The sequence below is a fragment of the Sagittula sp. MA-2 genome (genome assembly GCF_030126985.1).
In the GTDB taxonomy this organism is placed as follows: Bacteria; Pseudomonadota; Alphaproteobacteria; order Rhodobacterales; family Rhodobacteraceae; genus Sagittula.
This window is the reverse complement of record NZ_CP126145.1, coordinates 3,012,468-3,032,121: the sequence shown is the minus strand read 5'-3', so window position 1 is coordinate 3,032,121 and position 19,654 is coordinate 3,012,468. Positions and strand designations below refer to the sequence as shown.

General features: G+C 68.2%; 16 protein-coding genes. 10 read left to right on the top strand and 6 right to left on the bottom strand.

Translation table 11 applies throughout. From position 1 onward, the window contains the following. Nucleotides 1–5 precede the first annotated feature (5 nt). Nucleotides 6–1,334, top strand: coding sequence for a cell division protein FtsA (ftsA, locus tag QNI11_RS14670; RefSeq protein WP_005856862.1), 1,329 nt, complete (start codon nt 6–8; stop codon nt 1,332–1,334). Nucleotides 1,335–1,516: 182 nt separating this feature from the next. Here ftsA and QNI11_RS14665 read toward each other — a convergent pair whose 3' ends face one another. Beyond that, on the bottom strand, nt 1,517–1,894 hold the full coding sequence (locus QNI11_RS14665) for a hypothetical protein (protein WP_283980679.1): 378 nt from the start codon (nt 1,892–1,894) through the stop codon (nt 1,517–1,519). A 445-nt stretch (nt 1,895–2,339) separates the two neighbouring features. Here QNI11_RS14665 and ftsZ point away from each other — a divergent pair, with 445 nt between their 5' ends. The 4 genes from ftsZ to recN all read left to right on the top strand — a co-directional run bounded on the left by ftsZ (nt 2,340) and on the right by recN (nt 8,218). Continuing rightward, complete coding sequence (gene ftsZ, locus QNI11_RS14660) at nt 2,340–3,980, top strand: cell division protein FtsZ (RefSeq protein ID WP_100929883.1); 1,641 nt, start codon at nt 2,340–2,342, stop codon at nt 3,978–3,980. Nucleotides 3,981–4,512: 532 nt separating this feature from the next. Further along, the gene (lpxC, locus tag QNI11_RS14655; RefSeq protein WP_100929884.1) at nt 4,513–5,442 is read left to right on the top strand and encodes a UDP-3-O-acyl-N-acetylglucosamine deacetylase; all 930 of its coding nucleotides are present in this window, start codon (nt 4,513–4,515) and stop codon (nt 5,440–5,442) included. Between the two features lie 232 nt (nt 5,443–5,674). After that, nucleotides 5,675–6,529, top strand: coding sequence for an outer membrane protein assembly factor BamD (locus QNI11_RS14650; protein WP_100929885.1), 855 nt, complete (start codon nt 5,675–5,677; stop codon nt 6,527–6,529). 36 nt (nt 6,530–6,565) lie between these two features. Continuing rightward, nucleotides 6,566–8,218, top strand: a complete 1,653-nt coding sequence (gene recN, locus QNI11_RS14645) for a DNA repair protein RecN (RefSeq protein WP_283980678.1) — start codon at nt 6,566–6,568, stop codon at nt 8,216–8,218. Nucleotides 8,219–8,425: 207 nt separating this feature from the next. Here the strand turns inward: recN and QNI11_RS14640 are convergent, their stop codons facing one another. Then, complete coding sequence (locus QNI11_RS14640) at nt 8,426–9,799, bottom strand: FAD-binding oxidoreductase (RefSeq protein ID WP_283980677.1); 1,374 nt, start codon at nt 9,797–9,799, stop codon at nt 8,426–8,428. A 144-nt stretch (nt 9,800–9,943) separates the two neighbouring features. Between QNI11_RS14640 and QNI11_RS14635 the strand changes: the two genes are divergently transcribed. Beyond that, nucleotides 9,944–11,551 carry a chloride channel protein gene (locus QNI11_RS14635; RefSeq protein ID WP_283983515.1) on the top strand — a complete coding sequence of 536 codons (1,608 nt, stop codon included), beginning with the start codon at nt 9,944–9,946 and terminating at the stop codon, nt 11,549–11,551. A gap of 205 nt (nt 11,552–11,756) precedes the next feature. Here QNI11_RS14635 and QNI11_RS14630 read toward each other — a convergent pair whose 3' ends face one another. Beyond that, a complete protein-coding gene (locus tag QNI11_RS14630) occupies nt 11,757–12,581 on the bottom strand; it encodes an SH3 domain-containing protein (RefSeq protein ID WP_283980676.1) in 825 nt (274 codons plus the stop codon). Nucleotides 12,582–12,808: 227 nt separating this feature from the next. Here QNI11_RS14630 and QNI11_RS14625 point away from each other — a divergent pair, with 227 nt between their 5' ends. The 3 genes from QNI11_RS14625 to QNI11_RS14615 are packed head-to-tail and all read left to right on the top strand — an operon-like array spanning nt 12,809 to nt 14,709. Further along, nucleotides 12,809–13,531, top strand: coding sequence for a hypothetical protein (locus QNI11_RS14625; RefSeq protein WP_283980675.1), 723 nt, complete (start codon nt 12,809–12,811; stop codon nt 13,529–13,531). 12 nt (nt 13,532–13,543) lie between these two features. Beyond that, complete coding sequence (locus tag QNI11_RS14620) at nt 13,544–14,140, top strand: M91 family zinc metallopeptidase (protein ID WP_100929891.1); 597 nt, start codon at nt 13,544–13,546, stop codon at nt 14,138–14,140. 20 nt (nt 14,141–14,160) lie between these two features. Beyond that, complete coding sequence (locus QNI11_RS14615) at nt 14,161–14,709, top strand: hypothetical protein (protein ID WP_100929892.1); 549 nt, start codon at nt 14,161–14,163, stop codon at nt 14,707–14,709. An 81-nt stretch (nt 14,710–14,790) separates the two neighbouring features. Here the strand turns inward: QNI11_RS14615 and QNI11_RS14610 are convergent, their stop codons facing one another. Then, on the bottom strand, nt 14,791–15,141 hold the full coding sequence (locus tag QNI11_RS14610) for a DUF427 domain-containing protein (RefSeq protein ID WP_100929893.1): 351 nt from the start codon (nt 15,139–15,141) through the stop codon (nt 14,791–14,793). 112 nt (nt 15,142–15,253) lie between these two features. Next, nucleotides 15,254–17,023, bottom strand: coding sequence for an aminopeptidase P family protein (locus QNI11_RS14605; protein ID WP_283980674.1), 1,770 nt, complete (start codon nt 17,021–17,023; stop codon nt 15,254–15,256). Between the two features lie 248 nt (nt 17,024–17,271). On the opposite strand from QNI11_RS14605, the gene QNI11_RS14600 reads away from it, so the two are divergent. After that, the gene (locus QNI11_RS14600; protein WP_283980673.1) at nt 17,272–17,763 is read left to right on the top strand and encodes a hypothetical protein; all 492 of its coding nucleotides are present in this window, start codon (nt 17,272–17,274) and stop codon (nt 17,761–17,763) included. On the opposite strand, the gene cobT is transcribed toward QNI11_RS14600, so the two are convergent. Then, the gene (gene cobT, locus QNI11_RS14595) at nt 17,713–19,593 is read right to left on the bottom strand and encodes a cobaltochelatase subunit CobT (protein ID WP_100929896.1); all 1,881 of its coding nucleotides are present in this window, start codon (nt 19,591–19,593) and stop codon (nt 17,713–17,715) included. The two genes, QNI11_RS14600 and cobT, sit on opposite strands and share 51 nt — an antisense overlap. Between the last annotated feature and the right edge of the window lie 61 nt (nt 19,594–19,654).

Below are 19,654 nucleotides of genomic sequence, written 5' to 3'. Positions count from 1 at the left end.
GGGCAATGATCGAACTGTACGAGTCCCAGCGGGCGATGCGGAACATGCGTCGCGCGGCGATGCAGCGGGGTGTGATCGCCATCCTGGATGTGGGCACGTCCAAGATCGCCTGCCTCGTCCTGCGGTTCGACGGCACGGAAACGCGCGACGACGGCATCGGTCCGCTGGCCGGGCAGTCCGGGTTCCGGGTGATCGGTGCGGCCACCACACGGTCGCGCGGCGTCCGCTTCGGCGAAATCAGCGCCATGGGCGAGACCGAGCGCGCGATCCGCACCGCCGTGCAGGCGGCGCAGAAGATGGCGGGCATCCGCGTCGACCACGTGATCGCGGCGTTCTCGGGCGCCGATCCGCGCAGCTACGGGCTGGCCGGGCAGGTGGAGGTGATGGGTGTCACCGTCGACGAGCAGGACGTGGCCCGGGTGCTCTCGGCCTGCGACGTGCCGGACTTCGGCCACGGCCGCGAGGTGCTGCACGCGCAGCCGGTGAACTTCGCGCTGGACCACCGTTCCGGCCTGATCGACCCGCGCGGGCAGATCGGCACGGAGCTGTCCTGCGACATGCACATGCTGACGGTCGACGCGCAGGCGATCCAGAACCTCGCGCATTGCGTGAAGCGCTGTGACCTCGAACTCGCCGGGCTTGCGTCCTCGGCCTATGTGTCGGGCATCGCGGCGCTGGTGGAGGACGAACAGGAGCTGGGCTCGGCCTGCATCGACATGGGTGGCGGCACGACCGGCATCTCGATCTTCATCAAGAAGCACATGATCTATTCCGACAGCGTGCGGATGGGCGGGGACCACGTGACCTCGGACATCTCCATGGGGCTGCAGGTGCCGATGGCGACCGCCGAGCGGATCAAGACCTTCTACGGCGGCGTCGAGGCCACCGGCATGGACGACCGCGAGATGATCGAATGCGGCGGCGAGACCGGCGACTGGGAACACGATCGCCGGACGGTGAGCCGGGCGGAGTTGATCGGCATCATGCGCCCGCGCGTCGAGGAGATCCTCGAGGAGGTGCGGGTGCGGCTGGACGCGGCGGGCTTCGACCATCTGCCGTCGCAGCAGATCGTGCTGACCGGCGCGGCCTCGCAGATCCCGGGGCTGGACGGGCTGGCGTCGAAGATCCTGCGCCAGCAGGTGCGGCTGGGCCGTCCGCTGCGGGTGCACGGGCTGCCACAGGCGGCGACGGGTCCGGGGTTCGCCGGGGCCGTGGGCCTGTGCCTCTTCGCGGCGCATCCGCAGGACGAATGGTGGGATTTCGAGATCCCCGTGGACCGTTACCCGGCACGCTCCTTCAAGCGCGCCGTCCAGTGGTTCCGCGACAACTGGTGACAGGATTTTCTCCGAAAAATCCTGTCACGGCCGGGAGGTCATGTTTCCGGCAGGAAACGTGACACCGGCGCAGGGACGGTTCGGACGGGCCGCACAGGATTTTCGTCGAAAATCATGTTGCGTCGGGGCCGTCACGCCTGCGGTGCACGCGTGATGCCACAGGCGCTTCGGGAAGGCCGCAATCAGCCGCTGATCGTGTAGGTGAAGGACGTGCCGTCGTCCTTCGACATGGTCACGGTGTTGCCGCTGAAGGTCACGCTGCGGCAGCCGGTGCCTGCCCAGGCGGCGGGCTCGGTCAGGGTGCGGCACCACTTGCCATCCCGGATCTCCCACGTGCCGCGGGTGATCTCGCCAGTGCTTTCCTTGCCGAGGAGCCGGCCGTCGGCGGTCAGGGCCATGGTGGACTCGGCGTTGGAGAGGGTCTTGCCGGCCAGCCGCCCCCTGAGTTGCAGGTCGGCCTCGGTGGGGGCTGCGGCCTCGGGCGCTGTGGCGGGGACCGGGGCGGTGGTGCAGGCGGTCAGAAGACAAATCGGCAGCGCCATAAGGGCAAATCGCGTCATGATATGGTCCTTTGTTCAATGAAAACGGAAAATGTCGTGCTTTCACGCCTACAACAGCCCACCGTCGCGTTCAAAAATTTTTTGGCGGGAGAGGACATTTCGCCCCGTGACAGAACCCGCCCGCCCTGTTAACAAGCATGTGGATAACAGCGGGAAATCCGCGGCCGGAGGATCGGGCAGGATCCTTGAAACACCACAGTTGAGTCGCCGCCCTGCGGGTGGTGGCTTTGTCGTGCTTGTGCCAAGTATGCCGCGGACCACACGATATCGCGCTTTCGGCGAATACTCGCGGAAATGGGCCGGAAATGTGGCATATTTGGTGGATAACTGCTGATTTTTGCGTGACGATCGGGGTTGCAGTGAGTAAACTGAACCCTAACAGGCCAACGACGTGCCTGGACGGGTCGAAAAGACACACACGACAAGAACACAGGCGGACGACACCATGGCACTGAACCTATCCATGCCCGGACAGGATGAATTGAAGCCGCGCATCACGGTCTTTGGCGTGGGCGGGGCAGGCGGCAACGCTGTCAACAACATGATCGAAAAGAACCTCGAAGGCGTGGACTTCGTGGTGGCCAACACCGACGCACAGGCGCTGCAGCAGAGCATGTCTCAAAGCCGCATCCAGCTGGGCGTGAAGGTGACCGAGGGCCTTGGCGCAGGGGCGCGGGCATCGGTCGGCGCGGCGGCCGCCGAGGAGTCGATCGAACAGATCGTGGATCACCTCGCCGGCGCTCACATGTGCTTCATCACGGCGGGCATGGGCGGCGGCACCGGGACGGGTGCGGCGCCGATCATCGCTCAGGCAGCACGTGAACTTGGCGTGCTAACCGTCGGCGTTGTCACGAAACCTTTCCAGTTCGAAGGCGCCAAGCGGATGCGCCAGGCAGAGGAAGGCGTCGAGACGCTGCAGAAGATGGTCGACACGCTGATCATCATCCCGAACCAGAACCTCTTCCGGCTCGCCAACGAGAAGACGACCTTCACCGAGGCGTTCTCGATGGCCGACGACGTGCTCTATCAGGGCGTCAAGGGCGTGACCGACCTGATGGTCCGTCCGGGCCTCATCAACCTCGACTTCGCCGACGTGCGCGCGGTCATGGACGAGATGGGCAAGGCGATGATGGGCACCGGCGAGGCCGAGGGCGAAGATCGCGCGATCCAGGCGGCCGAGAAGGCCATAGCGAACCCGCTGCTGGACGAGATCAGCCTCAAGGGCGCCAAGGGCGTGCTGATCAACATCACCGGCGGCGCGGACCTGACCCTGTTCGAACTGGACGAGGCGGCGAACCGCATCCGCGAGGAAGTGGACCAGGACGCCAACATCATCGTCGGCTCGACGCTGGACGAAGGCATGGGCGGCCTGATGCGCGTGTCGGTCGTGGCGACCGGCATCGATGCGTCGGACAACGTCGGCGACATGCCGGTGCCGCGCCGCAAGCTGTCCCAGCCGCTGCGCCAGCAGGAAGCGGAAGCCGCACCGGCGCCCGCTCCGCAGCAGCGCGCCCCCGAGCAGGTCGTCGCACAGACGGCGCCCGCAGCGCAGCCCGTGCAGGCGCCGCTGTTCGGTGAGCTGGACGCAGAGCGCGCCGCAGCCCAGGACGAGATGGAAGACATCTTCGAGGACGAGGCGCAGACCCCGGCCGCCCCGGCGATGCAGGACGACGGCCTTCCGCCGCCGGCCTACCAGCCGCAGGTCGCCGATTTCCGTCCGCAGCCGGACAGCATCGAAGCCGATCCGAACGATTTCATCGCACCGCGCAAGCCCGCCCCGGGCGTGCCGAGCCCGGACACGCTGGACCGCCTGAAGGCGGCCGCCGCCCGGACCCGCGAAGAGACCGTCCGCCAGCACGGCGCCATCCCGGCGCATGCGTCGGAGGAGAAGCCGCGCTTCAGCGTCAACTCGCTGATCGGCCGGATGACCGGGCACGGCTCCGAGAACGCGCAGCCGCAACAGCAGCCGGCACGCCGCCAGCCGCCGATGCAGGCGCAGCGTCCCGCTCCGGCCCCGGCGCCGGAGGCCGATCCGGAAGAAGATCGCATCGAGATCCCGGCCTTCCTGCGCCGCCAGGCGAACTGAGGCGGACACGGCACTACCCTCGGCCCGCCCGAGACCCTCGTGGACGGCGCCCTCTGGCAACAGGGGGCGCCTTTCCTTTTTCTTTACCTTTGTGTGGGCGCCTGTGTGACCGGGCGGGCCGCGTTAACGCGAAGGTCGCGGCCTAAATCCCTGACGCGTCTTGGGCTTCTTCCGGTAGTACTTCAGGAATCATGAGGTGCGGGGCAGGTTGACGTGAATGGCGGTAACGAACCGGCCGATCCACGGTTTTTCGCGCGGTCCCGGCGCCCTTTTGCAACAAAGGTGCAAAATCGCGGTCACATTGGCGGCGCACGCGCCTGATAAAACCGCGCTCGGGCTGGCATATTTCCCTATGCATTCCAGAGGGTTGCCCTGAGTGTGCACCTGCAGCGGCGGGGGGGCGCCTAGGGGGGCGGGGGGATGTTTCACTCGGTTACAATCTTTGATTTGAGACCGGAGCCGCCTGCGCTTTATCCCATTGTACAAGGACGCGCCTGTCAGAGGGTGCGCATCACAAATTCGGGAAGTCGACGTGCAAACAACCATCCGCTCAGCGATCAGCTTCGACGGCATCGGCCTGCATTCCGGCCGACCCGCGCGCCTGACCATCCGTCCGGCGGTGGTGAACCGTGGCATCTGGTTCAAACGTACCGACGTCGACCTTGGCGACACGATGATCCCGGCGCGCTGGGACAACGTCGTGCGCTCTCCGCTCTGCACGCTGATCCAGAACCGGGCGGGTGTCTCCGTCTCGACCGTGGAACACGTCATGGCGGCGCTGGCCGGTTGCGGCGTGCACAACGCGCTGGTCGAGATCGACGGCCCCGAGGCGCCGATCCTCGACGGGTCGAGCGTGCCTTTCGTGCGCGGCATCCTGAACGTGGGCCTGCGGGCGCAGGGCGCCCCAGTGCGCGCCATCGAGATCCTGAAGCCGGTCACCGTGGAAACCCAGGGCGGCTGGGCGCGCCTGTCCCCGTCTAAGACCGGGCAGGGGCTCGACATGGTGTTCCGCATCGACTTTGCCGACGCGGCCATCGGTGTGCAGGAAAAGCACCTGAACCTCGCCAACGGCACCTTCGTGCGCGAGTTGAGCGACTGCCGCACCTTCTGCCGTGCCTCCGACGTGGACGCGATGCAGAAGGCGGGCAAGGCGCTTGGCGGCACCTACGAGAACGCCGTCGTGGTCGATGGCGACAAGGTCCTGTCGCCGGGCGGTTTCCGTCACGCCGACGAGGCCGTGCGCCACAAGATGCTGGACGCGCTGGGGGACCTTGCGCTGGCCGGTGCGCCGATCCTTGGCCTTTACGAAGGGCACAAGGCCGGTCACGCCATGACCAACGCGCTGCTGCACGCGCTGTTCGCCGATGCACAGGCCTGGCGCTTCGTGGACTGCGACGCGGCGACCGCGGCGACGCTGCCGGGCGCAGGTGTCGTGCTGGACGAGATCCCGGCCGTCGCCTGAACTGCTTATCCACATCAACGATGACGTATATGTGTATTGCGCCGGTTGGAGAAACCGGCGCTTTCCACATCTTGCGGAATGCCCTTGCGTCCACCGGCAATATCTTGCGATGGATTGGCAGGGGCCCCGCCAATAGGGCGTTTTGCCCGCTGATTTTCTGTGCTAGACCCTGCGCAACGGGGCCTTTATGCAGGTTGGCGCAAAGGGTTCGAAAAGAACGAAGGACGGTGTCATGACAGGGGGCAGATCGCGGGCTTTGGTGTTCGGGGTGAGCGTAGCGGCTCTGCTGTTGTCGGGCTGCGGCGAACTCAAGCGCAAGGACATCGGGCCGGACGGCCAGCCGCTGGAAACCTACACGGCCAAGCAGATCTACGAGCGCGGCGAATACGAGATGTCGCGCAAGGACTACGAGGACGGCGCGTTCTATTTCGGCGAGGTCGAGCGGCTTTATCCCTATTCGGACTGGGCCAAGCGTGCGCTGATCATGCAGGCCTATTCCTACCACAAGAACAAGGACTACGAGAATGCGCGCGCCGCGGCGCAGCGCTATATCGATTTCTACCCGGCGGACGACGACGCGGCCTATGCGCAGTACCTGCTGGCGCTCAGCTACTACGACCAGATCGAGTTGGTGGGCCGGGACCAGGGCCTGACGTTCCAGGCGCTGCAGGCGCTGCGCGCGGTGATCGAGCGTTATCCCGACAGCGAATACGCGCGCTCCTCGATCCTGAAATTCGATCTCGCCTTCGATCACCTCGCCGGCAAGGAGATGGAGATCGGGCGCTACTACCTGAAGCGCGACCACTTCGGCGCCGCCATCTCGCGGTTCCGCGTGGTGGTGGAGGACTTCCAGACCACGACCCACACGCCGGAGGCGCTGCACCGGCTGGTGGAGGCCTACCTGTCGCTGGGTCTGGTGGAAGAGGCGCAGACGGCCGCCGCGATCCTCGGCTACAACTACCAGTCGACCGACTGGTACGAGGACAGCTACGCGCTTCTGACGAAGCAGGGGCTGGAACCGCGTGCGTTCGAAAACAACTGGCTCGGCAAGGTCTATCGTCAGATGGTGCGCGGCCAGTGGCTTTGAGGGGCGGTGGGCTGAACACCCACCCTACGGCTGGACATGCTTCGGGCGCTTGAAATCCGCGACATGCTGATCATCGACCGGCTGGATCTCGACTTCCAGCCCGGTCTCAACGTGCTGACCGGCGAGACCGGGGCCGGGAAGTCGATCCTTCTGGATTCGCTGGGATTCGTGCTGGGCTGGCGCGGGCGCGCCGAACTGGTGCGCGCGGGCGCCGAGCAGGGCGAGGTCGTGGCGGTCTTCGACCTTGCGCCGGACCATGCGGCGCGCGGCGTGCTGGAGGAGGCCGGGCTGCCCGCGGGCGACGAGCTGATCCTGCGGCGGGTGAACACGGCGGACGGTCGCAAGACCGGCTGGGTCAACGACCGGCGGGTGTCGGGCGACGTGCTGCGGCAACTGTCGGACACGCTGGTGGAACTGCACGGGCAGCACGACGACAAGGGCCTGCTGGACCCCAAGGGGCATCGCGCGATCCTGGACGACTATGCCGGGGCCGAGGACCTGCAGGCGGAGGTCAGGGAAGCCTGGCGCGCGCTGGCGGCGGCCCGAAAGGGGCTGTCGGACGCGCAGAAGGCGATGGATGCGGTGCGCGCCGAAGAGGGCTTCCTGCGCCATTCCGTGGCCGAGCTGGATGCGCTCGCCCCCGAAGAGGGCGAGGAAGAGGCGCTGGATTCGCAGCGCCGGACGATGCAGGCCGCCGAGAAGATCCGCGAGGACATCGCGCAGGCCTCTGCCGCCTTGGGCTACGAGGGCGCGGAGGGCGCGATGTCGGGCGCGCTGCGCTGGCTGGAGGGGGCTGCGGAGAAGGCGTCGGGCCGGCTCGATGCGCCGATCGAGGCGCTGGTGCGCGCCATGGCGGAGCTGGACGAGGCGGCGCGCGGGGTGGCGGATTGCCTCGAGGCACTGGATTTCAATCCGGCAGAGCTCGAGTCCTGCGAGGAAAGGTTGTTCGCGATCAGGGGGCTGGCGCGGAAACATCAGGTGATGCCCGACGAGTTGCCGGGGCTGGCCGCATCGCTGTCGGAACGGCTGGAGGCGCTCGACGCGGGCGAGGCCCGGCTGGGCGAGTGGCAGAAGGCGATCCGCGACGCGGAGGCGCGGTTCGACGATGCGGCGGGCCGGCTGACCGCCCTGCGCCGCGATGCCGCCCGGCGGCTGGACGCGGCGGTGGCGGCGGAGCTGGAGCCGCTGAAGATGGGCCGCGCGGTGTTCGAGACGGAAGTGGCCGAGGCCACGGCCGGGCCGGAGGGCCGCGACGCGGTGACCTTCCGCGTGGCCACAAACCCCGGCGCGCCTGCCGGGGCGCTGAACCGCATCGCCTCGGGCGGGGAGCTGTCGCGGTTCCTGCTGGCCCTGAAGGTTGCGCTGCACGTTCAGGCGGGGCAGGGCGTGACGATGATCTTCGACGAGATCGACCGCGGCGTGGGCGGGGCCACCGCCGACGCGGTGGGGCGGCGCCTGAAGGCGCTGGCCGATGGCGGGCAGGTTCTGGTGGTGACGCACTCGCCGCAGGTGGCGGCGCTTGGCGCGCACCACTGGCGCGTGGCGAAACGGGTCGAGGACGGGATGACCCTGTCGGAGGTCGTGGCGCTGGACGCAGGCGCGCGCGAGGCGGAACTGGCGCGGATGCTGTCGGGCGACACGGTGACGGACGCGGCGCGGGCCGCGGCACGGTCGCTGCTGGCAGGCTAGGCGCGGCCTCCGGGCGCCCCGACCGGCAACCTTGCGGTCCCCGGCGGCCCACCCTCCCGGCCACGCCCCGGCCTGGCTTGGTGCCGGGTGAGGCGCGGGCAGGCTGTCATCTTGCACAATGCGCTTCGCGCGGCCCCCAACATTCTGTCCCCGGTGTCCCCTGCAGGGAGGACACCGCGTTTCCCGGCCGTCGAGGGCAGGGGGCCGTCAGTTGCCGGGCACCAGCTTGCCGGGGTTCATGATGCCCGTGGGGTCGAGCGCGTTCTTCAGCATGCCCATGACGGTCCAGGCGGCGCCGTGCTCCGCCTCCATGAAGGGTTTCTTGCCGACGCCCACGCCATGTTCGCCGGTGCAGGTGCCGCCGAGGCGCAGGGCGCGTTCGGCCATGCGGGCGGAGATCCCCTTGGCCTCGTCGAGGTCGGAGGGCTTGTCTGGGTCCAGCAGCAGGATGGCGTGGAAATTGCCGTCGCCCACGTGGCCGAGGATCGGCCCGCTGATTCCGGACGCGGCGATGTCGGCCTGGGTTTCCTCGACCGCGCGCGCGAGTTCCGAGATCGGCACGCAGATGTCGGTCACCACGGCACGGGCGCCGGGGCGCGAGGCGAGGATCGCGTAATAGCCGTTGTGCCGCATGGCCCAGAGCGCGTTGCGCTCCTCGGTCCGCGAGGACCAGCGGAAGGCGGAGGCGCCGTGGTCGGCCACGATCTCGGCGAAGCGTTCGGCGTCCTGCGCGGTCGATTCCGGCGAGCCGTGGAATTCCACCATGAGGTGCGGCTGTTCGGCCATGTCGGCGCCCGCGTAGGCGTTGAAGGCGCGCGCGGTGGCGGCGCAGGCGAACTCGATCCGGGCGAGGGGGAGGCCCATCTGGATGGTCTCCATCACCGCGGCCACGGCGGAGCCCATGTCGGGGAAGGCGCAGATGCCCGCGGAGATCGATTCAGGGATGCCGTGCAGGCGCAGGGTCAGCTCGGTCACGAGGGCGAGGGTGCCTTCGGAGCCCACGAGCAGCGCGGTCAGGTCGTAGCCGGCGGAGGACTTGCGCGCCCGGGTGCCGGTGCGAATCACGGTGCCGTCGGCCAGCACCGCCTCGAGCGCCAGGACGTTGGAGCGCATGGTGCCGTAACGGACGGTGGTGGTGCCGGAGGCGCGGGTCATCGCCATGCCGCCGATGGAGGCGTTGGCACCGGGGTCCACCGGGAAGAACAGGCCGGTGGCGCGCAGCTCCTCGTTCAGGGCCTCGCGGGTGACGCCGGGCTCTACGGTCACGTCCATGTCGGCGGGGCGGATCTCTGTCACCCTGTTCATGCGGGTGAAGTCGACCGAGACACCGCCGCGCAGCGCCTGGGTCTGCGCCTCGAGCGAGGTGCCCGCGCCGAAGCCAACCAGCGGCACGCCGTGGGCGTGGCAGATCTGCGCGATACGCGACACTTCGGCGGTGTTTTCGGGATATGCGACCGCATCGGGGGCGATGGGCGGGAAATAGGACTCCGATCCGGCATGGGCGTCCAGATCGGGCTTGGACCGGCTGAGACGTTCGCCTAGGAAGGCCTGCAAGTCGTCGAGCGCCTGTTCGATAGGCATCTTGGTCTCCGGTGAGTGACAGGAGGCCACCTTACCGGGCGACGCGGGGCGGGGAAACCCGCGGGTTTGGAGGAGAAGGCCGTGCCGGGCGTATTCGCGCAACACCTTGCCACCATCAGGGGCGACTTTTCGCGCGGCTGGGACATGATCCGTCACAACGGGCCGGGACAGGTCAGTTTCTGGTTCATCGCGCTGTTCCTCGGCATGGTGTCGGGCTTTGCCGCCATCGGCTTCCGCTTTGCGGTCGAGACCCTGCAGGCGGCGGTCTACGGCACGCGCGACGTGAACATGCTGGCAAGCTGGGCAGGCGAGCTGCACTGGGCCTGGGTGCTGGTGATCCCGGTGCTGGGCGGCATCGCGGTGGGCACGCTGTTGCAGAAGTTCACCACCGACGGGCGGGTGCGGTCGGTGGCCGACGTGATCGAGGGCGCGGCGCTGAACGACGGCCGGGTGGAGCGGCGCGCGGGCGTGGTCTCGGTGCTCTGTTCGTGGATCACGCTGTCGACCGGCGGCTCCACGGGGCGGGAGGGGCCGGTGGTGCACATGGCCTCGCTGGCGGCCACATGGGTCGCGAACCGGATGAAGGTGGACGGCATCACCGGGCGCGACCTTCTGGGCTGCGCGGTGGCGGCGGCGGTCTCGGCCTCGTTCAACGCGCCGATTGCCGGGGCGCTGTTCGCGCTGGAGGTGGTGCTGCGGCACTTCGCGCTGCACGCCTTTGCGCCCATCGTGGTGGCGAGCGCGGCGGGCACGGTGATCAACCGGCTGGTCTATGGCGACGTGACGGAGTTCACCCTGCCGGGGACGACGGTGGTGGAGTTCTACCTCGAGTTGCCGGCGTTTTTCCTGCTGGGGCTGGTCTGCGGGATCGTCGCGGTGATGATGATGCGGGCGATCTTCTTTGCCGACGACGTGGAGACGGCGCTGCAGAAGAAGCTGGGGCTGCCCTACTGGCTGCGCCCGGCGGTGGCGGGGCTGCTGCTGGGCGGCATCGCGATCTTCTATCCGCATATCATCGGGGTGGGGTACGAGACGACCTCGCGCGCGCTGACCGGGAACCTGCTGATGTGGGAGGCCGTGGTCTTTGCGGTGATCAAGGTCACGGCGGTGTCGATCACCATGGCGGGCCGGATGGGCGGGGGGATCTTCTCGCCTTCGCTGATGGTGGGGGCGCTGGTGGGGCTGGCCTTCGGCCATGTCGCCACGGGGATGGCGCCGGACATGTCCTCGGCCTTCACGCTGTATGCACTGGCGGGGATGGGTGCTGTGGCGGCGGCGGTGCTGGGGGCGCCGATCTCGACCACGCTCATCGTCTTCGAGCTGACCGGGGACTGGCAGACGGGGCTTGCGGTGATGGTGTCGGTGTCGATGTCGACCGCGCTGGCGAGCCGGGTGGTCGACCGGTCGTTCTTCCTGACGCAGCTGGCGCGGCGCAAGGTGCAGCTTGCGGCGGGACCGCAGGCCTACCTGCTGGCGATGTTCCGGGTGCAGGGGGTGATGCGCAGGCCCGACGACGAGCGCGCCGCCGACGAGGAGGCCTGCCTGAGGATGATCGAGCGCGAGCTGTTCGTGCAGTCGACGGCGACGCTGGAGACCGCGCTGCCGATGTTCGACCGCTCCGGCGTGGCCTTCCTGCCGGTGGTGAAGATGGAGGACGGGGTGCCGGTGTTCCAGGGCGCGCTGTTCCACGTCGACGCGCTGAAGGCCTACAACCGGGCGCTGGCGGCGACGGCGGAGGAAGAGCATTCCTGAGGGGTTTCGCCTGCGCGGTGCGCAGGCGATCCGCCGGGGGCTGCGCCCCCGGCGCGGGGGGCTGTCTGCCCCCCGGACCCCCCCGAAGGTACTTGTGCCAAGATGAAGGGGTGGGGCTGTTGTGCCCGCTGCCCCCGGATGCGGAAACGCCCCCGCGGGAGGTCGCGGGGGCGTCTTTCTTTCGGTTCCGGGCTCTGGTCCGGGATCAGCGGCGCATGGTGTTGACGATGCAGCTGTCGAGCCGGTCGATGCGGACGAAGGCGCAGTTGGCGAGGATGCGGGGGAGGTCCTCTGCCTCGACCACGATGGAGCCGTTGTGGCGCTGCGGTTCGCGGCGCGGCTGCGGTTCCGGGCGCGGGGCGAGCGGCTGGCGGGTCTGCGAGAGGTAGGAGGAGTGGGCGTAGCCGGTCCGGCCGTCCTCGTGCCGGATCAGGTACCAGGTCTGGCTGTCGTCCAGTACGCGCACGCTGCTGCCCTGGCTCATGGTGTCGATCACCGGGAAGTTCGTGCCCGGGCCGTCGCGCAGGTTCAGTGCACCGGCCTGCGGCGCGTTGATGTAGAGCTGCGGCAGCTGGTCGAGCGGCACGTCGGCGTGGCGGCGGTCATTGTTGCGGTAGCGCGTGTCGTCGCGGTCCCTGTAGGCGGAGCCGTCACGATCCCTGTAGGCGGAGCCGTCGCGATTGCGGTAGCCGGAGCCGCCGCGGTCGATCTCGCCCGAGTAGAGCGAGTGATCGCGGCGCGAGGCGATGTCGTCGTCGCCGGTGCGGCGCGGGCGCGGTTCGGTTGCCGAGAGATAGCGGGCGGCGGCGAAGCCGGTGTTGCCGTAGGCGTCGCGCACCCGGAACCAGTTGCCGTCCTCCAGCACCGTCACGCGGGAGCCGTGCGGCATCTCCCGGACCACCTCGTAGGAGGTGGAGGGGCCGGTGCGCAGGTTGAGGAACCCGTCTTCGGGCGCGTTGACCCAGGCCTGCAGCGCGGCGGCCTGGCTGGCGGCGAAGAGGGCAATGAACAGGGCGATCAGGCGGGTCATGAACGGTCCTCCGGTGGCATCGGTTCTGTTGGCAGACGCCGTCAACATGGGGGCGAATCCCTCTGTTATGCAATAACGCGCCGTCGTCAGCGAATGTTCCGGGGGTCTGAGGAGGGCCCCGGAGGTAGGGAAACAAGGGGCTTGACGGGGTTTGACCGGCTTTGGCGCTTGCCGGAGGGGAAAGCCGTGCTTACCCTTCGTGTCATTGCAGAACAGGATATTTTCCGATGTTCAGAGTTTCGAACGACCAGATGCAGGGCTTTGCCGACATGGCGCGCAAGGCCGAGCACCGGCGCCTGTTGCGGCGCCTGCGGGAGGAACAGCCCGAACTGACCCTGCGCATGGGGCCGGGCGGGGCGGACGAGCTTGTCACCCATATCGTCGAGCGTGCCCGGGCCTTCGCCTTCGAGGAGCCGCGCGCGCTGGACTTCTTCCTCGACGCGGTGCTGGTCCTCGGGCTGGAGTTCGACCGCGACCGGCGGGTGCCATGGGCGGGCGCCAACCTTGCGGCGGAGGAGCTGGCCCTGCCGCGGCGGCTGATGAACCTGCGCACCGGGCTGGAGCGGTTCGAGACGGCGGTGATGACCGCGCGTCCCGCCGCCTGTGCGCGGCTGGCGGCGCTGGAGCCGGGCGCGCTGCCGGATGCGACGCGGGATGCCGATGGCTTCTGGCGGCTGGTCGACGCGGTCTGGCCGGAGCTTTATGCCAGGCTGAACAAGCTTTACGTGAACGGGCTGCTGCTGGCCGCGCGCGGCGTTGCGGAGCATTACCGCACCGGGCCGGAGGGGGTCGCGCCCGCCTGCCTTGCGCAGCTGTTCATGGGGGTGGGCTGCTTTGCCGATCCGCAGTGGCGGCACGTCCTGTCGGGGGTGCTGGAGGTGGGCCGGGCGGAGCGTGCGGCGAAGACCTTCGACGTGACGCGGCGCTGGGCCGCCACGGTCGCGGGCTGAGGGGGCGGGACGATGCTTGCACTGCTCGCCATCTGCGCCATCATCCAGGAGGTCAAGCGCCGTGAGCTCATGGAGCGGATCAAGAAGGGCGAGTCCTCGATCACCGTCAGCGGCAGCGACGAGTTCAAGGAAAAGGCCTATGCCTCGCTCGAGAAGCTGTCGAAGACGCCGACCGGGCTGGGGCTGCTGCTGGAGCTGGAGAAGACCGGCAAGTCGGTGGAGATCGTCGAGACTGCGGGCGGCAACAGCGAGAACCCGGCCAGCATGGCGGACGGCACCTATGACCGGGTGAACGACCAGCCGGGGCCGGGCACGTCGAGTGTCGTGAAGTTCAACCCCGAGAAGAAGCAGATCAAGGACGGCTCGGAGGACTGGCACAAACGCGATCCCGCCGTTGCCCTGGGACACGAGCTGATCCACAGTCTGCACGATGCCAAGGGCACGAACGACGGGCGCAACCCGCTGCCTTACGAGGATCTGAACGGCGACAACCGCACCGCGCCGGGCTACGAACACCAGGCGGTCGGGCTGGGCGATTACGAGGACGATCCCTTTACCGAGAACAAGATCCGCGAAGACATGGGCGAAGATAAGCGTCCCTTCTACTGATAGACACGCACGAGGCCGAGATGATCGAACTGAACCGAGTGGAGGTGGCGCAGGACGTGCTGCGGGTCGACTACCGGGTGACCAACCCGGAGGAGAGCCCGATCTACCTCTTCGACCTGTTCTGGACGGTGGCGGACAAGGGATTCACCCTGCTGCCGGAGGAAAGCTACAGGTTCTTCGACGGCGACACGCTGGTCCTGCAGCGCGCGGTGCAGCCGATGCCGCCGGGGATGCGCCTGGAGGAGCCGGAGACGCCCTATGCCTCGCGACTCGACGCGGGTGCCACGGCAGAGCGCAGCATCGTCCTGCCGGTGCCCGTCGCCCGGTTCACCGCCTATGGCGGCCCGGTCACGCCGGGCGAGGAGGTGGGCACGCCGTCGCGGCTGGTGCTGAGCCTCGGCTACGTGCGGCGGTCGGACATCCTCGATGGCTGGGCGGTGATTTCGCCGAAGCCGAAGCTGGGCGAGGGGATCTTTGCGCCGGACGCGGGCCTTGCGCTGGAGCTGCAGCGCAGTTTCGAGGCGGAGCTGCCGGTGCCCGAGGGGCTGACCGGCTACCTCGACCAGTAGGCCCCGGACGGGAGCCCCCAAAGAGCAACGGCGCCCCCGGGAGGGCGCCGTTTTTCGTTCCTGTCCGCGGTGCGGGCGGTCTCAGACCTGTTCCACGTTCACGCCGTCCTGGACGTAGAAGGCGAGGTGGTCCTTGATCTGGGCGACCTCCTCCTTCGGGTTCTCGTAGGACCAGACCGCGTTCTCGTAGGTGCGGCTCTTGGACATGATGGAGAAATAGGACGCCTCGCCCTTGTGGGGACAGGTCGTCTTGTGGTCGGTCGCGTCGAGGAAGGCCATGCCGATGTCCTCGCGCGGGAAATAGATCACCGGCGGCAGGTCACCTTCGCGGAGTTCCAGCGCGCGGGCGCTTTCGCCGAGGACCGCCCCGCCGGCGCGCACCACCCAGGTGCCGACTGCCGGTGTGATGCTGATATGGGTCGTCTTGGTCATTCCTGTTTTCCCCCTGTCCTTCGAATTTCCGATTGTCCGGTTTTCCGATTGCCGTTGCGCAGGCGATCGGTCTGCCCCCGTTCCCTGACACGGGACGTGTAACATAGACATGTCAGAGCGGCTGGCACGCAAGCTCTAACCAGTCACCTGCGGCATCATCTACATGCGGGCGCAGGGTGTCCAGAACCCGGGCGTGATAGCCGTCGAGCCATTGCCGCTCGGCCTCGGACAAGAGATCCGTGTCGATCAGGCGGCGGTCGATGGGCACAAGCGTCAGCGTCTCGAACCGGTACATCTGCGGGATGGTCTGGCCGGGGCGCTCGGGGGCCTCCTCGACGACGATGAGGTTCTCGATCCGGATGCCGAAGGCGCCTTCGCGGTAGAAGCCCGGCTCGTTCGACAGGATCATGCCGGGCCGGAAGGCCACGGTGCCGGTGCGCGCGATGCGGGCCGGGCCCTCGTGCACGCAGAGGTAGGAACCTACGCCGTGGCCGGTGCCGTGGCCGTAGTCGAGGCCGGCCTCCCACAGGGCCACGCGGGCCAGCACGTCGATGTCGCGGCCGGCCATGCCCTTCGGGAAGCGCAGGCGCGACAGGGCGATCATGCCCTTCAGGACGCGGGTGAAGGCCTCCCGGTGTTCGGCGGTGGGCTTGCCGATGGGGATGGTGCGGGTGATGTCGGTGGTGCCGTCGACGTATTGCCCGCCGGAATCGACCAGCAGCAGGTGCCCGTCCTCCACCGTGCGGTCGGTCTTTTCGGTCACGCGGTAGTGGACGATGGCGGCGTTGGGGCCGGTCCCGGCGATGGTGTCGAAGGAGATGTCGCGGAGGGCGTTGGTGGCGGCACGCTCGGCCTCCAGCTTCTTGACCACGGCGATCTCGGTCAGCGAGCCGGGGGCCTGCGCGTCGAGCCACGCGAGGAAGCGCACCATGGCGCAGGCGTCGCGCAGGTGGGCGGCGCGGGTGCCGTCGAGCTCTGCCTCGTTCTTGCAGGCCTTGGGAAGGATGCAGGGGTCTTCGCCGTCGACCGGATTTGACAGCGCCTCGTGCACCGCGACGGGGCAGGAGGCCGGGTCGATGCGCACCGCACCCTCGCGCGCCTTCAGCGCCGGGACAAATTCATCGGGCGCATGGGTGCGGACCGAGGCGCCGAGGTGATCGCCGAGGTCGGTCAGCTTTTCCGGCGCGATGAACAGGTCGACGGTGGCGTCGGCGTTCAGCAGGGCAAAGCCGTGCGGCACCGGGTTCTTCGGGATGTCGGAGCCGCGGATGTTCAGAAGCCACGCAAGGCTGTCGGGCAGGGTGATGACCGCGGCCTCGGCCGGGGCGAGCGTCTTTGCCAGGCGGGCGATCTTGTCGTCATGCGCCTCGCCGGCCAGTTCCAGCGGCTGGGCAAAGACGGCGCCCATGGGCGGCTCTGGCTGGTCTTCCCACAGCCGGTCGATCAGGTTCGCCATCGGCACCAGCGTCAGCTTCGGCAGCTTTTCCGCAAGGCGGCGGTGCTCGGCCACGGTCAGCAGCCACGGGTCATAGGCGAGGCGGCCCTCTGGCAGCGCCTCGGCCAGCCAGTCGGCAAGCGAGGTGCCCGGCCAGTCGACCTTTTCGAAGACGGTGTCGGTCTGCGCCTTGACCTGCACGGTGTAGCGGCTGTCGGTGAAGATCGCGGCGCGGTCTTGCAGCGCGATGGCCCAGCCCGCCGAGCCGGTGAAGCCGGTCAGCCACGCCAGCCGGTCGTCATGCGGCGCCACGTATTCGCCCTGGTGGGCGTCGGCGCGGGGCACCAGCACACCGTCGACGCCTTCGGTCCGCAGGAGGTCCTGAAGGGCGGCAAGACGGGCGGGCCCCTGGTCGGGAGAGGCGGTTTCCGTGAAGGTCTGGAACATGCGGGGACTCCTTTGGCGCGACCGTAGCTTTGCGCGGGGCAGAGGCCAAGGGGGGGGCGCCGTGCTGCACAGGGGCGGGGGCGGCGCGGGTGCCTGGGCGGCGGACATCGGGAACTGTGGCAGAGGGTGCAGCCGCAACACGTCAGCGGCAAACCGGGCTGCAACAAAATTGCGGCTAGGCCCCGGCACGGAATTTTCGCAGGATGAGGCCGACCTATTGATCGAGTAATTTGCGACCCCCACGAGACATGCGTCCGCCCGCCCATCAGATCGTCGAGGATCTTCTCGAACGCACAGGATCAGCGATCACGGACCGCAACTTCGACCGGTTCGCGGAGTGCGTCTGCATGCCGTTGCTGGTCGAGACCTTCGAAGGCCGCCTGCGGATCGATTCCGAAGCGTCGATGCGCGACTGGTTCAACCGGAACGTGGACTTCTACGACATAATCGGGGTGACGGACATGCAGCGGCGCTGCGTGTCGGCATCCTACCGGAGCGACACGATGATCGTGTCGGCCTACGAATCGCGGCTGGTGCAGCACGGTCACCGGCTGGAGCGGGAACCCTACATGGTCTACACCGAGATCCGCCTTGTCGCGGGGCGCTGGGGCGTGTGGTTCGCGCAGTACGCGATTGCGGATTCGGACGTCCACAACCGCGTGCTGGTGCAGGCCTCTGCCCATGAAAGGTCAGGCGACGCGGCGCATTCCCATGACGCGGGCCCGGGCCCGGGGGTCTGAGTCGAAGAGCGAGGCAAGCTGTTCGGTCATCGCACCGGCAAGCTGCTCCACGTCCGTGATGGTCACGGCCCGGTCGTAGTAGCGGGTCACGTCGTGGCCGATGCCGATGGCCAGAAGCTCCACCTGCTTCTTGCGCTCGACCATGGCGATCACGTCGCGCAGGTGCTTTTCGAGGTAGTTGGCCGGGTTGACCGACAGGGTGCTGTCGTCGACCGGCGCGCCGTCGGAAATCACCATCAGGATCTTGCGCGCCTCGGGGCGGTTCACCATGCGGCGGTGCGCCCATTCCAGCGCCTCGCCGTCGATGTTCTCCTTCAGGAGGCCCTCTTTCATCATCAGGCCGAGGTTGTCGCGCGTGCGGCGCCACGGCGCATCGGCCTTCTTGTAGATGATGTGGCGCAGGTCGTTCAGGCGGCCCGGCTGCTGTTCGCGGCCGGCGTTCAGCCATGCCTCGCGCGCCAGCCCGCCCTTCCACGCGCGGGTGGTAAAGCCGAGGATCTCGACCTTGACGGAGCAGCGTTCCAGCGTCCGTGCCAGCACGTCGGCGCAGATCGCCGCGATGGAGATCGGGCGCCCGCGCATGGAGCCGGAGTTGTCCAGAAGCAGCGTCACCATGGTGTCGCGGAACTCCATGTCCTTCTCGACCTTGAAGCTGAGCGGCGTCGTCGGGTTCGCCACGACGCGGGCGAGGCGGCCGGCATCCAGCACGCCCTCTTCCTTGTCGAATTCCCAGCTGCGGTTCTGCTGCGCCTGAAGGCGGCGCTGGAGCTTGTTGGCAAGGCGGCTGACCGCGCCCTTCAGCGGTTCGAGCTGCTGGTCGAGGTAGGCGCGCAGGCGCTCCAGTTCCACCGGCTCGGCGAGGTCCTGCGCCTCGATCTCCTCGTCGTGCTCGGAGGAGTAGACCTTGTAGTCGGGATCGGCCTCGGAGACCGGGGCGGGGGCGGGCGGCTCCATGGGGGCTTCGCCCTCGGGCATCTCGGCCTCTTCGCCCAGTTCCTGATCGGCGAGGTCGTCCATCGTGACCTGCGCCTGGCTCGGGTCCTGCGTCTCGTCCTGCGACTGTTCGGGCGAGGCATCGGATTCCTCGGAATCGTCCTCGTCGTTGCCGGTGGAATCGGGCTGGTCCTCTTCCTCCGCGCCTTCCTGTTCGCCGTCGTCCTCGGCCTCATCGTCGAGGTTGTCGGGGTCGTCGCCCAGCTGGTCGCCGTAGCCAAGGTCGGTGATGATCTGGCGCGCGAACTTGGCAAAGGCGGACTGGTCGGAGAGCTTGGTCTGGAGGTCATCGAGCGTGCCGCCCGCCTGCTCCTCCATGAAGCCGCGCCAGAGGTCCATGACGTTGGTGGCCTCGGCGGGCAGGTCGCGCCCGGTGGCGAGGTGCCGGATCAGGTAGCCCGCGGCGACGGGCAGCGGCGCCTCCCCCTTGTCGCGGATCTGGCCGTAGCCGCGGCGGACCGCCTCGTGCCCGATCTTGGCGTCGATGTTCTTGGCGGTGCCGGGCATGTCGCGGGCGCCCATCGCCTCGCAGCGCGCGGTTTCCATCGCCTCGTAGAGGTCGCGGGCCATCTCGCCCTGCGGCAGGTAGCGGTTGTGGGTCGCTGCATCGTGGTAGCGGCGGTGCAGCGCCAGCGCGTCGGCGGTGCCCCGGGCCAGAAGGACCTCGTCGCGCGTCATGCGGCGCGAGACCTGCGGCAGGCGCATGGCGTCGCCGGACACCCCGGCGGGATCGACCGAGTAGCTGACCGTCAGGTCCGGGTCGTCGGCCATGACCTTGGTGGCCTCGGCGAGGGCCTTCTTGAAGGGATCGGCGGGGTTGTCGCTGGGCTTGCTCATGACCGCAGATTTGAACCGATGACCGGGACTTGGCAAGGGCAAAGGCGGATACGGCTTGTCG

Bases quoted from the DNA above. Each gene is read 5' to 3' on its own strand.
- ftsA (WP_005856862.1), top strand. From the start codon at position 6: ATGATCGAACTGTACGAGTCCCAGCGGGCGATGCGGAACATGCGTCGC.
- QNI11_RS14665 (WP_283980679.1), bottom strand. From the start codon at position 1,894: ATGACGCGATTTGCCCTTATGGCGCTGCCGATTTGTCTTCTGACCGCC.
- ftsZ (WP_100929883.1), top strand. From the start codon at position 2,340: ATGGCACTGAACCTATCCATGCCCGGACAGGATGAATTGAAGCCGCGC.
- QNI11_RS14650 (WP_100929885.1), top strand. From the start codon at position 5,675: ATGACAGGGGGCAGATCGCGGGCTTTGGTGTTCGGGGTGAGCGTAGCG.
- recN (WP_283980678.1), top strand. From the start codon at position 6,566: ATGCTTCGGGCGCTTGAAATCCGCGACATGCTGATCATCGACCGGCTG.
- QNI11_RS14640 (WP_283980677.1), bottom strand. From the start codon at position 9,799: ATGCCTATCGAACAGGCGCTCGACGACTTGCAGGCCTTCCTAGGCGAA.
- QNI11_RS14635 (WP_283983515.1), top strand. From the start codon at position 9,944: ATGATCCGTCACAACGGGCCGGGACAGGTCAGTTTCTGGTTCATCGCG.
- QNI11_RS14630 (WP_283980676.1), bottom strand. From the start codon at position 12,581: ATGACCCGCCTGATCGCCCTGTTCATTGCCCTCTTCGCCGCCAGCCAG.
- QNI11_RS14625 (WP_283980675.1), top strand. From the start codon at position 12,809: ATGTTCAGAGTTTCGAACGACCAGATGCAGGGCTTTGCCGACATGGCG.
- QNI11_RS14620 (WP_100929891.1), top strand. From the start codon at position 13,544: ATGCTTGCACTGCTCGCCATCTGCGCCATCATCCAGGAGGTCAAGCGC.
- QNI11_RS14615 (WP_100929892.1), top strand. From the start codon at position 14,161: ATGATCGAACTGAACCGAGTGGAGGTGGCGCAGGACGTGCTGCGGGTC.
- QNI11_RS14610 (WP_100929893.1), bottom strand. From the start codon at position 15,141: ATGACCAAGACGACCCATATCAGCATCACACCGGCAGTCGGCACCTGG.
- QNI11_RS14605 (WP_283980674.1), bottom strand. From the start codon at position 17,023: ATGTTCCAGACCTTCACGGAAACCGCCTCTCCCGACCAGGGGCCCGCC.
- QNI11_RS14600 (WP_283980673.1), top strand. From the start codon at position 17,272: ATGCGTCCGCCCGCCCATCAGATCGTCGAGGATCTTCTCGAACGCACA.
- cobT (WP_100929896.1), bottom strand. From the start codon at position 19,593: ATGAGCAAGCCCAGCGACAACCCCGCCGATCCCTTCAAGAAGGCCCTC.